General features: G+C 71.0%; 10 protein-coding genes and 2 pseudogenes. 5 read left to right on the top strand and 7 right to left on the bottom strand.

Annotation, left to right across the window (positions count from 1 at the left end; all coding sequences use genetic code 11):
• Window positions 1-126 precede the first annotated feature (126 nt).
• Window positions 127-305 (bottom strand): annotated as a pseudogene (locus ACQPZZ_RS22005) (cytochrome P450); the annotation flags it as partial.
• A 100-nt stretch (window positions 306-405) separates the two neighbouring features.
• Between ACQPZZ_RS22005 and ACQPZZ_RS22000 the strand changes: the two are divergent.
• The 3 genes from ACQPZZ_RS22000 (at window position 406) to ACQPZZ_RS21990 (ending at window position 4096) form a co-directional block, all read left to right on the top strand.
• Window positions 406-954 (top strand): TetR/AcrR family transcriptional regulator, encoded by a 549-nt coding sequence (locus ACQPZZ_RS22000; protein ID WP_432921234.1) that lies wholly within the window; start codon window positions 406-408, stop codon window positions 952-954.
• A gap of 23 nt (window positions 955-977) precedes the next feature.
• Window positions 978-3140, top strand: a complete 2163-nt coding sequence (locus tag ACQPZZ_RS21995) for an MMPL family transporter (RefSeq protein ID WP_432921231.1) — start codon at window positions 978-980, stop codon at window positions 3138-3140.
• Between the two features lie 95 nt (window positions 3141-3235).
• Window positions 3236-4096 carry a universal stress protein gene (locus ACQPZZ_RS21990; RefSeq protein ID WP_432921228.1) on the top strand — a complete coding sequence of 287 codons (861 nt, stop codon included), beginning with the start codon at window positions 3236-3238 and terminating at the stop codon, window positions 4094-4096.
• Between the two features lie 114 nt (window positions 4097-4210).
• Here ACQPZZ_RS21990 and ACQPZZ_RS21985 read toward each other — a convergent pair whose 3' ends face one another.
• From ACQPZZ_RS21985 to ACQPZZ_RS21960, 6 genes are all read right to left on the bottom strand, one after another.
• On the bottom strand, window positions 4211-4555 hold the full coding sequence (locus ACQPZZ_RS21985; RefSeq protein ID WP_142574828.1) for an RNA polymerase-binding protein RbpA: 345 nt from the start codon (window positions 4553-4555) through the stop codon (window positions 4211-4213).
• A gap of 125 nt (window positions 4556-4680) precedes the next feature.
• The gene (locus ACQPZZ_RS21980) at window positions 4681-6030 is read right to left on the bottom strand and encodes an MFS transporter (protein WP_432921224.1); all 1350 of its coding nucleotides are present in this window, start codon (window positions 6028-6030) and stop codon (window positions 4681-4683) included.
• Between the two features lie 118 nt (window positions 6031-6148).
• Window positions 6149-6946 carry a glycerophosphodiester phosphodiesterase gene (locus tag ACQPZZ_RS21975; RefSeq protein WP_142574830.1) on the bottom strand — a complete coding sequence of 266 codons (798 nt, stop codon included), beginning with the start codon at window positions 6944-6946 and terminating at the stop codon, window positions 6149-6151.
• A 57-nt stretch (window positions 6947-7003) separates the two neighbouring features.
• Window positions 7004-7309, bottom strand: a complete 306-nt coding sequence (locus ACQPZZ_RS21970; RefSeq protein ID WP_432921220.1) for an acyl carrier protein — start codon at window positions 7307-7309, stop codon at window positions 7004-7006.
• Window positions 7306-8979, bottom strand: coding sequence for a fatty acyl-AMP ligase (locus ACQPZZ_RS21965; RefSeq protein WP_432921217.1), 1674 nt, complete (start codon window positions 8977-8979; stop codon window positions 7306-7308). Before ACQPZZ_RS21965 ends, ACQPZZ_RS21970 begins: the two co-directional genes overlap by 4 nt.
• On the bottom strand, window positions 8976-10037 hold the full coding sequence (locus tag ACQPZZ_RS21960) for an SDR family oxidoreductase (protein WP_432921214.1): 1062 nt from the start codon (window positions 10035-10037) through the stop codon (window positions 8976-8978). The genes ACQPZZ_RS21965 and ACQPZZ_RS21960 overlap by 4 nt, the downstream gene beginning before the upstream one ends.
• Window positions 10038-10112: 75 nt before the next feature.
• Between ACQPZZ_RS21960 and ACQPZZ_RS21955 the strand changes: the two genes are divergently transcribed.
• On the top strand, window positions 10113-10685 hold the full coding sequence (locus ACQPZZ_RS21955) for an EF-hand domain-containing protein (protein WP_432921211.1): 573 nt from the start codon (window positions 10113-10115) through the stop codon (window positions 10683-10685).
• A 54-nt stretch (window positions 10686-10739) separates the two neighbouring features.
• Window positions 10740-11036, top strand: a pseudogene (locus ACQPZZ_RS21950) (IS701 family transposase); the annotation flags it as partial.
• Window positions 11037-11258: the final 222 nt, after the last annotated feature.

Raw genomic sequence — 11258 nt, 5'->3', positions numbered from 1 at the left:
GTCGATGAGCGTGGGCTATGTGCACAGCGCGGCGAGCTGGTCCGGGTTCTGCGGCAGCGCGAAGGTGCCCAGTGCCGGGGCGTGTTCGCGGTGGTGTCGAATCCGGCCTGGATCAGCGCCATACCCTCGCATCCGGCGGGCGGTGAACTTGCCCGCCAGTGGTTTGCGGTCGCGGCCGTGCTGGGGCCCGTCCGTGAGGAGGAACTCATCGGGCGGCGCTGGAGGAATCTCCAAGTCGCCGTAGTCGATCAGCGGGTGGTGGCGCATCCCTGGACCGACCGGATCAGGTCGTAGCCGGCGACCAGCCGGCCCTGGTGCCCGCGAGGGAAGGGGAATCGGCTGATAGGGCGTTCTCACTGGCCGATCGGTCAAACGCTGGCCGATCGGTCAGCTAAGGTGTCTTCCATGGCACGTTCCGCAACCACCATGCGCGCGGACATCCTGGACTCGGCCCTGCGGCTGTTCGCCGTGCACGGCTTCCGCGGCACCTCCCTGCAGGACATCGCCACGGACGCGGGCTGCTCCAAGGCGTCCTTGCTCTACCACTTCACGAACAAGGACGCCATCTTGACCGAGCTGCTGGCGCCCGTCGGGCCGGAGTTCGCGGCGCTGGAAGGGCGGCTCGCCGGGCTCGACGGCGAGGAGGCGGCCCGTGCCGCCGTGGCCGGGCTCGTCGACCTGTCCCTTCGTTTCCGGCTGCAGGTGAAGATCCTCCTGCAGGACGTCGACGCGCTGATCTGCCGGCCGGAACTGCCGGACGTGGACGGTATCACCGAACGGCTGACGACCGCCCTGTCCGGCCGCTCGGCCGCTCCTCAGGCCCGCGTATGGGCCTGGATGGCGATGCTGGGAATCATCCTGACCAGCGCCGGGGAGCTCGCGCTCCCCGAGGAGACGCTGCGCGCGGAGCTGACCCGCGGTGCGTTGCGAACGCTCGGTCTGCAGACCGACTGACCTCCCGAAGAAAGAGATCTGCTGTGGCAACCCTGCTGTACCGGCTGGGCCGGTTCTCCTTCCGCAGACGCGGGCGCGTGGCCGCCGTGTGGCTGCTGCTTCTCGTGGTCCTGGGCCTGGCCGCCGCCGCCTTCCACGGCCCGACCGGCGACAAGTTCGCCATGCCCGGCACCGAGTCGCAGCGGGCGCTCGACGCCCTGGCCAAGGAGTTCCCGCAGGCCAGCGGTGCCACCGGCGCCATCGTCGTCGCCGCTCCGCAGGGCCGGAAGCTCGACCCCGCCGCGGTCGCGCCGGTGGTCAAGGAGGCCACCGGCGTCCCCGGCGTCGTCGCCGCCCTCGACCCGTTCAAGACCGGCGCCGTCTCGGCCGACGGCCGCTACGCCCTGGTCCAGGTGCAGTTCGACCGCAAGGCCCAGGACGTGACCGAGGCCCAGCGCGCGGCGTACCTGAAGGCCGGCTCCTCGGCGAAGGGGCTGCGCGTCGAGCACGGCGGCGAGGTCCTGAACAGCGCGCCGGAGGTCGGCGGGTCGGAAGGGATCGGCGTCGTGATCGCCGCGGTGGTCCTGATCGTCACCTTCGGCTCGCTGGTGGCCGCCGGCATGACCCTGCTGAACGCGCTGATCGGCGTGGGGGCCGGCATGGGCGGCCTGTTCGCGCTCAGCGGCGTCGCCGAGCTGACCTCCGTCACGCCGGTGCTGGCACTGATGCTGGGCCTGGCCGTCGGCATCGACTACTCGCTGTTCATCACCTCCCGCTATCGCCAGTTCCTGGCCGAGGGCGTGACGCCGGAGGAGGCCGCGGGCCGTGCGGTCGGCACCGCGGGATCGGCGGTCGTGTTCGCCGGGGCCACCGTGGTCATCGCGCTCGCCGGCCTGTCGGTGGTGGGCATCCCGTTCCTGAGCGTGATGGGCCTGGCCGCCGCCGGCACCGTGGCCGTCGCCGTGCTGGTGGCCCTCACGCTGCTGCCCGCCTTCCTGTCGTACGCCGGAGCCCGGGTGCTGCCCCGCAAGCAGCGCACCGGCGAGAACGCGGACGCGGGCGGCCGTGGCTTCGGGTACACCTGGGGACGGGTCGTCACCCGGCTGCGCGTGCCGATCCTGGTGGCCGGGGTCCTCGCCCTCGGCGCGCTCACGCTGCCGGCGCAGAATCTGCGGCTGGCCCTGCCCGACGCCGGCACCGCCGCCCCCGGCACCCCGGCCCGCGAGGCGTACGACCTGACCAGTGAAGGGTTCGGCGAGGGCTTCAACGCCCGCCTGATCGCCGTGGTCTCGGCGGCGGACGCGGCGGCCACGACCGCCGCCGCCGGCGAGGCCGCCAAGCTGATCCAGCAGACCCCCGGCGTGCTGGCCGTGGCCCCGCCGCAGCCCAACGCCGCGGGCACCACCGCGCTGCTGACCATCATCCCCAAGGCCGGGCCCACCGCCGCGGCGACCGAGGACGCCGTCCACGCCATCCGCGCCAAGGTCGCCAGGATCGGCGGCGCTGAGATCGCCGTCACCGGCGCGACGGCCGTGGGCATCGACGTGTCCGACAAGCTCGCCGACGCCATGCCGGTGTACCTGCTGTTGGTGGTCGGCCTGTCGGTGCTGCTGCTCATGCTCGTCTTCCGCTCGCTCCTGGTCCCGGTCAAGGCGGCGCTGGGCTTCCTGCTCACCGTCGGCTCGACCTTCGGCATCACCGTGGCGATCTTCCAGGAGGGCCACCTGGCCGATCTGCTGGGCGTGGACGTGCCGGGCCCGCTGGTGAGCTTCCTGCCGATCCTGCTCATCGGCATCCTGTTCGGCCTGGCCATGGACTACGAGGTGTTCCTGGTCTCGCGGATGCGCGAGGACTACGTGCGCGGTGACGCTCCCCGCCAGGCGACGATCAACGGCATGGGGCACAACGCGCGGGTCGTCACCGCCGCGGCGCTGATCATGACGGCCGTGTTCGGCGGGTTCGTGTTCATGAACGACCCGATCATCAAGTCGATGGGCTTCGCGCTGGCCGTCGGCGTGCTCGTCGACGCCTTCGTGGTCCGCATGACCCTCGTCCCCGCCGTGATGTCCATGCTCGGCCGCGCCGCCTGGTGGCTGCCCCGCGCCCTGGGCCGGGCACTGCCCGACCTCGACGTCGAGGGCGAGCGCCTGCGCCACCACCTCACCACCGGCGCCGCCGAATCCCCGGAGCGGGCCGGCGTGATGTGACCCGGGGCCGGAGGTCCCGCTCCGGTGGGACCTTCGGCGCTCGCACGCCCCGGTGGGGGAGCGGTCTGATGGAAGGACCGGAGAAGGAGGGCCTCATGATCGTCGTGGGTGTCGACGGCTCGGACGCCGGCATGGAGGCCGCCTGCTGGGCGGCCAGGGAGGCCGGCCTGCGCGGCGTCCCCCTGCGCATCGCCAACGCCATCCCCGCCTGGGCGTGCTCGACCGCGCAGCAGGGTGCGTACACGAAGGTCGCGGCGTGGATGCGCGACGGCGCCGCGGCCGTGCTCGGCGCCGCCACCGAGCGGGTCCAAGCGCAGGCCCCCCGTGTGCCGGTCGACACCGCGATCCTGGCCGGCGACCCGCGCCCGGCGCTCGTCGAGGCGGCGGTGGACGCCGATCTCCTGGTGGTCGGCAACCACGGGCTCGGCGGCTTCCGCGGCCTGCTGCTCGGCTCGGTGGCCTACGGCGTGGCCGGTCACGCCCCGTGCGACGTGGTCGTCGTGCGGGAGGTGCCCTCGGCGCCGCGCCCGGAGATCGTGGTGGGCATCGACGGATCGCCCGCCTGCGCCAAGGTGCTCGACTTCGCCTTCGCCGAGGCGGCGCTGCGCGGGACGGCCCTGCGCGTGGTGCACGCCTACAGCTCCCTGGATGGGGGCGGCGGCCTGGCGCCGCTCCCCGACGACTTCGACGACGAGAAGGCCGAGGTGCGGATGGTCAGGGAGGCACTCGCCGGGCGGCGCGAGCGCTATCCCGACGTCAAGATCGTCGAGGAGGTCGTCCGGGGTCACCCCGTGGACATGCTGGGGCAGGCGTCCGCGAACGCCGACCTGCTCGTCATCGGCTCCCAGGGGGCCGGCGAGTTCCGCGGCCTGGTCTTCGGATCGGTCTGCCAGGCCATGCTCCAGCACGCGACGTGCCCCATGGTCGTCGTACGCGTGCCGGCGCCGCCGGGCTGAGCAGCCCGGATCGAGCAGTCTTCCGGATCGAACAGTCCGGAAGATCAGTCCGGACACGCGGAACGCCCCCGGCGGCCGGAATTTCCTCCGGCCGCCGGGGGCGTTGCCGACGTCCTACGCGCTCCTGCGCCGCTGCTCGCGCAGAATGGCGAGGCGCTCGTTCAGCACCTCTTCGAGGTCCTCGATCGAGCGACGCTCCAGCAGCATGTCCCAGTGGGTCCGCGGGGGCTTCGCCTTCTTCTGCTGGGGCTGCTCCGCGTCCACCCGCAACGCCGGGCTGCCGCAGTGACGGCACTCCCAGGTCGTGGGAATCTCGGCCTCGACGGCGAGCGGGACGGTGGTGAGATGGCCCTTGGGACACGTGTAGGACACCTCCTGGCGCGGGGCCAGATCGGTGTTGCGGTCGTTCTCGTAGCTGGTCGCGCCGAGCCGGGTACCGCGAAGTGCACGCTCGCCCATGTCTTTAAGCCTCCTGAGGTCCCCGCCTTCGAGGGGTTCGTTCGCCACCGCGTACAACGCCTGATACCGTGTGTGGATTCCCAGCCGAGACCTGATCCAATCGCGCTTTTTCCGTCCCACTGGTCTCAGATGTGGTCGGGCACCTCGTTCCCCGCCTCACGGATGGCCTGAGGCAGGTTGACAACGGTGAGCAGCACGAACCCGATGACGAAGAACACGATCAGCGAGACGATCGCGGTGCGGTAGCTGTCGGTGAGCTGGAGCGCCAGCGTGAGCACCAGCGAGCCGAGGAACGCCGAGCCCTTGTCGCTGATCTGGTAGAGGCTGAAATACTCCGCCTCCCGCCCGGGTGGGATCACCAAAGAGTACAGCGAGCGCGACAGCGCCTGCGTGCCGCCCATGACGATCGCGATGGCGAAGGCGATCGCGTAGAACTGGACCGCCGCGCCCTTCTGCAGGAAGTAGGCAACCGCCACCACCACCGTCCACACGACCAGGCTGGCCAGGACCGTGCGCTTGGTCCCGATCCTGGCCGCGATCCACGCGAGGCCGAGCGCGCCGCCGACGGCGATGAACTGCACCATGAGGATCGCCCCGATCTGGTGCGTCTGGCTCAGCTCCAGCTCCTGGTCGGCGTACGTCGCGGAGAACCCGATCACCGTCTGCACGCCGTCGTTGTAGATCAGGTAGGCCGCGAGGAACAGCAGCGTGCGGGGATAGCGCCGCAGGTCCATGAGGGTCCGGCCGAGCTGGCGGACGCTGCCGGCCGCGACCCTGGCGGCGGTCGCCTCGTGGACTGGCACCCGCCGGTTGCGCAGGCGCAGCATCGGGATCAGGGTGAACGCGCCCCACCACAGGCCGGCCGACGCCAGGCTCACGCGGACCGCCAGGCCCTCCTCGACCGCGCCGGACAGGTAGAGCACCAGGTTGAGCGCGAGCAGCAGGCCGCCGCCGAGGTAGCCGAAGCCCCAGCCCCTGCTGGAGATCGCGTCGCGTTCCTCCGCGCCGGAGATCTGCGGCAGGAAGGAGTCGTAGACCACGCGCGCCGAGCCGAAGGTCACGTTGGCGACCAGGAACAGCACGCCGCCGAGCAGGTAGCCGCCGCCGGAGACGAGGTAGAAGCCGAGCGTGGCCGCCGCGCCCACATAGGCGAAGGCCCCCAGGATCTGCTTCTTGCGGCCGGTGTGGTCGGCCAGGGCGCCGACGATCGGCATGATCACGATCTGCAGCAGCACCGAGATCGTCACCAGTGCCGTGAAGTACGCCTTCGGCCGCAGGTCGAGGCCCAGGAACGACACGAAGCCGTCCTCGCCGCCCGCCGCCGTCGTGGCGACCGAGGTCAGGTACGGCCCGAGGAAGACGGTCAGGACGGTCGTCTGGAACGCCGAGTCCGCCCAGTCGTACCAGTACCAGCCGCGTTGCTCGCGTCGCCGGGCGCCGGGGATCTCCTCCTGAACGACCTGGGGAGCGGTCATGGTCTCTCCTCACGGGGGTGGAGCGTCGCCGGGGGCCCGGGGCTCGCAGGGGGTTCGGCGGGGACAGAGGCTCAGCGGCTTCGGTGGGGCGTTCCCGGCCGGGCGTGACGGTCCGGAGTCACGGCTCGGCCGGGCGGGGGTGCCACTGCCCGCGTGACTTGAGCACGTCGCGCAGGCCGCTGATGTTGTCCGTCATGATCCCGTCGACGCCAAGATCGAGCAGATGCGCCATCGTCACGGGGTCGTTCACCGTCCACACGTGCACCTGCATGCCGATCGCGTGCGCGGTCCGCACGAGGGCGCGGGTGGTCACCCGCAGGCCACGGAACCCGATCGGCGCCTGCGCGCATGGCACTCCCGACCGGGCCAGCCCGGACAGCAGCCTGCCGTACCCGCCTCCCATCGCGGCCGTGCGCAGGGCGGCCAGGCCGCGCGGGCCGAGCGAGAAGCAGACCTCCCGGTCGATCGCGCGCCGGGCGCGGGCGAGCCGCGCGTCGGAGAAGGAGGTCAGGCACACGCGGTCGTAGGCGCGGGTGCGGCGGATCGCCCGGGCCAGCGGCGCGATGGCGGCGCTCTCCTTGACGTCGATGTTGAGCCGCACGTCCGGCCAGGCGCCGAGCAGGTCCTCCATCAGCGGGATCTCGTGCCGGCCGCCGATCCTGGCGCTGCGCACCTCGCGGTAGGGCAGCCGTGAGATGCGGCCGGTGCGGTCGGTGACGCGGTCGAGAGTGTGGTCGTGGAACGCGAGCAGGACGCCGTCGGCGGTCGCGTGCGCGTCGGTCTCCAGATAGGTGTAACCGAGCTCGACCGCCCGGGAGAAGGCGGCCATGGTGTTCTCGCGCGCCTCCGCAGCCCCGCCTCGATGCGCGAAGGCGAGCGGTCCGGGATGGTCGAGGAACGCGAAACGGCGATGCACGAGAGGAGTATGCCGGGTTCCGGCCAAACAGTCAGCGCACCAAGATGAACATTTGCGTCACAAGAGTCCCTTGTCATCCATGTCCGATGGTCCTTGTCCGGTCCGGTCGCGCGCCAGGAGGCCGGCCAGGTGGGCGGTGATGTCGTCGATCGTGGGGTGATCCCAGGCCAGGGTCGGCTCGACCAGCAGGCCGACGGCCTCCTCCACGTCGACGCACAGACTGAGCGCGTGGATCGAGTCCAGGCCGTAGGAGCGGAGCTTGACCGACGGGTCGATCTCCGCGGGTGGCCGCCCGACATAGACGGCCACCCGCTCGATCAGCCATCGGCGCAGGTCGTCGTGGGGCCCGTTGGCGGTGTTCATGCGACGGTCTCCAGCAGGTCGTTGAGCGCGGGTTCCAGCTCGGCGTGCAGCGGGGTGAGGGTTCCGCTGAGGAACAGCTCCCGCATGTGGCGGCGGCGAAGCTTGCCGCTGGTGGTCTGCCGCACCGCGCCACGGGCCACCAGCATCAGGCTCATCGGGATGCCGAACTCCCGCGTCACCTGGTCCATGACCCGGTCGGCCGTCTCGCCGAGGTCTCCCGGCTGTCCCCGCCGCATCTCCTGGACCACAACGACGTGCTCCCCGCCGTCCGCGCGGCGGACGCCGAACGCGGCGCTACGCCCCGCGGCCGGATTGGCCCGCGCGGCCGCCTCCTCCAGGTCCTGCGGATAGAGGTTGCGGCCGTTGACGATGATCACATCCTTGATCCGCCCCGTCACGTAGAGCTGGCCGTCGAGCAGGAACCCCAGATCCCCGGTGCGCAGCCAGCGCCCGTGCTGTGCGGAATCGCCGGCCCGGAAGGTCGCTCGGGTCTCCGCCGGGCGGCCCCGGTAGCCGAGGGCGACGCTGGGGCCCGAGACCCAGATCTCCCCGATCTCGCCGCCGGCGAGGGAGCGCGAGCCGTCCGGTTCGACGATCCGCAGGTCGAGCCCGGAGACCGGGCCGCACGCGACCAAGGGAGTCCCCTCGGGCGCCGGGACCGCCCGATGCCGTTCCAGCGCGGAAGGGTCGAACCGCCGCACGGTCACGCCCTCCCCCTGGGGCACGCAGGTGACCATCAAGGTGCACTCGGCCAGGCCGTAGCCGGGATTCCAGGCGGTCGGGCGGAAGCCGGCGGGAGCGAACCGCCGCTCGAACTCGGCGAGCGTGCCGGCGCGGATCGGTTCGGCTCCGCTGACGGCCATGGTCAGTGAGGACAGGTCCAGGCCGGCGAGTTGCTCGTCGGTGACCCTGCGCGTGCACCAGGCGTATCCGAAGTCCGGCGACACGGTCCAGTCGGCGCCGTACCGGCTGATCAGCTCCAGCCAGCGCACCGGCCGCGCGACGAATGAGGCCGGTGACATGAACACCAGGTCGGCGCCCGTGTAGAGGGCCTGCAACTGGAGGCCGACCAGGCCCATGTCGTGATAGTGGGGCAGCCACCCGGCCAGCCGCCGGACCGGCCTGTCCCGGGCGAGCAACCGGAAGAGCTCCAGGTTGTGCAGCAGGTTGCCGTGCGAGACCTCGACTCCGCGCGGGTCGCTCGTGGAGCCGGAGGTGTACTGCAGATAGGCGATGGTGGCGCCGGTCATTGCCGGCGGGGTCCAGGCGTCCGGATCGGCTGCGGCGTGATCGGCCACACAGGCCGAAAAGGCGGACAGCTCGGACACGTGCCCGGAATCGGTCAGGACCAGCCGCGCGCCCGCGTCCCGCATCAGTGTCCGTACGCGGCTCGCGTGCGCCGTGCCCGTGTCCGGCAGGGGAGCGGGGATGGCCGGCACCCGGGCGTAGAGACAGCCGAGGAACGCGACGGTGAAGTCGAGCCCGGCCGGGTAGAGCAGCAGCACCGGCTTGTCGGTCAGGCCGCGTCCGGCGAGCCACACGGCGGTGGCGCGCGCCCGCCTGTCCAGCTCGGTGAAGGGAAGCCGGACCGGGCTGCCGTCGTCCCGCACGAAGACGAACTCCCGATCGTCGGCGAGGCGGGCCCGGATGTGTGCGACGAAGTCGGTCATTCGGGCAGTCCCTCTCGTACGTACCAGGAGATCAGCCGGTCGAGGGTCGAGCGGGTGACGGCGGGCGGGGCCGCCGCGTCCCGCCACGCGAATTCGTAGTGGTGCCGGAAGTAGACCGCGGTGTACTTGGCCCGCATGTTGACCACCGCCTCGAACCGGCTGAACGGCCTGTCGCGGATCTCTTCGAGCGTGGCGGGAACCAGTTCGATCGGCAGGTGGGCGTTGATCACGTCGAACAGGTCGCGCACCGGCACGGTGGCTCCGTTCACCACGTGGGAGACCGGACGCACCCGGTCCGCGGCGGCGAGCGCGACCAGCCGGGAGACCGTGGTGTCGACGGGGGTCAGGTGGAGGTTGGCGTCCGGATGGCAGGGGATGCGGACCCGCTCCCCGGGCGTGCGCCGGGCGAAGAAGGCGATCACGCGGAGGAAGTCGTACAGGCCGTAATCGGTCAGCGCCCGTCCCGTGCGGGAGTGCCCGACCATCACACCCAGCCGGGCCACCAGGGCGGTGCCCTCGCGGACGGACCGCGACCGTGCCAGCGCGATCTCCGCCTGCCGTTTGGAGTATTCGTAGAAGTTGCGGAACCGGTCCGGCGGATCGTGCGACGGCCAGTCCTCGGGCACGGGGCCCTCGGTGTCGAGCCCGCACTGATAGGCCGTCCCGACGAGGATGTAACGCGAGCCGGGCCGGGCGTGCCGCTCGTAGGCGGACAGCGTGTTCGCCGATCCCGTCACGTTCACGTCCAGGAGTTCCTCCTCGCGGTGGGGGAAGAAGGTGACGAGCGCGGCGACATGCCAGTAGGTGCAGGGCTCCGCGAACACCTCGGCGACCGGAAGACCGAGGTCCGGCTCGTCCAGCGCCAGCCCGCGCACCCGGAGGCGTCCCGCCGGGGACTCGTCGAGGCCGAGGCAGCGCAGCGCGTCCGCGACCCGGCGGCGCACCACCTCCGCGGAGGCGCGGGCGAGGGCGATCACCTCGTCGCCCTGGGCCAGCAGTGTGCCGATGAGATGAGAGGCCACGAAGCCGTTGGCCCCGTCGATCACGTGAATCCGCACCACGGCACCTTCCCACAAGTGGTCGCGGAAGGTAAAGTCACGGTCGCTCACGGTAAAGGAACTAGGGAGGGGTCCATGCTCAACGACCTGCAGCAGCGCAAGCTGACCCATCTGTTCACGCTTCTGGACGTGGACGACGACGGGACCATCGACAAGATGGACTACGCCGCCTCGGCCGACCGGCTGGTCAACGCCTTCGGGTTCGCGCCGGGCTCCACGCAGTCGCAGCGGGTCCGGGACCGGTACGCGCGGCTGTGGGACGAGGTCACCCTGCCCATGGACGCCGACGGGGACGAGCGCGTGGAGCTGAGGGAGTTCATGGCCGGGTTCTACCGGTTCGTGACTCAGCCCGAGGCGGGCTACCACACCCACGTCGCACCGGTCGCCGACGCCTTCTACGACCTCATGGACACGGACGGAGACGGGAGGATCACCCGGACCGAGTACCTGCGGATGGTCGCGAGCGCCTTCCGCATGTCGGAGGCGAACGCCGCCGCCGCGTTCGAGCGTCTCGACCTGGACGGCAACGGCTCACTGAGCCGGCAGGAGCTGCACATGGCCAACGAGCAGTTCTTCCGCAGCCCGGACGCGGAGTCCCACGGCAACTGGCTGTTCGGCCCGCTCCCCACGCAGACCCTTCAGTCGTAGATTCTCACCCTCGCTGTAGTTCTAGGGGAAAAGAACTGGAGCGAGGGTTGCGGCATGCGAGCCCCCGTGTTGGAGGTCGGTCCGGTCGCCACTGACCTGGAATGGGCCGAGGAGTGGTCGGACCAGCTGGACAACCTGCTGTTGGAGATGGGCCGGGTCTTCCCGAGGGCGGATCTAAGACGGCGGGCGGCGGCCTGCGTGCGGGGGCTGCTGGGACCGGTCTCGCGTAAGAACGGCTGGCAGTTGGCCGAATACGTCGGCGAGAAGCACGCCTGGGGACAGCAGCACCTGCTCTCGCGCGCGGTCCGGGAGGCCGACGAGTTGCGTGACTTCATGAGCGGCTACGCTCTCGGCCACGGCCACTACGCGATCTTCAGATGTCTTCACAAACTCCGAATGATCACGTGGTGGCCGTTCTCATGCCACCTAAACCGCGAAGATCGCGAAGTGTCACTGGAGTACTAGGCCGCCCATCCAAGCGGGGCAGGCTCACGGCTTATCGAAGACTTACTTGCCATATGTACGTGATTTCGCAGACGTACGCTGGTTCCGGTCGGTGTCAGGTTCCCTCGG

It is taken from the genome of Microbispora sp. CA-135349 (genome assembly GCF_050947365.1).
Classification (GTDB): domain Bacteria; phylum Actinomycetota; class Actinomycetes; order Streptosporangiales; family Streptosporangiaceae; genus Microbispora.
Note: the sequence above shows the minus strand (reverse complement) of the source record. Positions and strands in the feature narration are given on the sequence as shown.

What these genes read in the sequence shown, in the direction of transcription:
- ACQPZZ_RS21985 (WP_142574828.1), bottom strand. Translation starts at nt 4,555, where the DNA reads ATGGGCGAGCGTGCACTTCGCGGTACCCGGCTCGGCGCGACCAGCTAC.
- ACQPZZ_RS22000 (WP_432921234.1), top strand. Translation starts at nt 406, where the DNA reads ATGGCACGTTCCGCAACCACCATGCGCGCGGACATCCTGGACTCGGCC.
- ACQPZZ_RS21955 (WP_432921211.1), top strand. Translation starts at nt 10,113, where the DNA reads ATGCTCAACGACCTGCAGCAGCGCAAGCTGACCCATCTGTTCACGCTT.
- ACQPZZ_RS21980 (WP_432921224.1), bottom strand. Translation starts at nt 6,030, where the DNA reads ATGACCGCTCCCCAGGTCGTTCAGGAGGAGATCCCCGGCGCCCGGCGA.
- ACQPZZ_RS21970 (WP_432921220.1), bottom strand. Translation starts at nt 7,309, where the DNA reads ATGAACACCGCCAACGGGCCCCACGACGACCTGCGCCGATGGCTGATC.
- ACQPZZ_RS21990 (WP_432921228.1), top strand. Translation starts at nt 3,236, where the DNA reads ATGATCGTCGTGGGTGTCGACGGCTCGGACGCCGGCATGGAGGCCGCC.
- ACQPZZ_RS21965 (WP_432921217.1), bottom strand. Translation starts at nt 8,979, where the DNA reads ATGACCGACTTCGTCGCACACATCCGGGCCCGCCTCGCCGACGATCGG.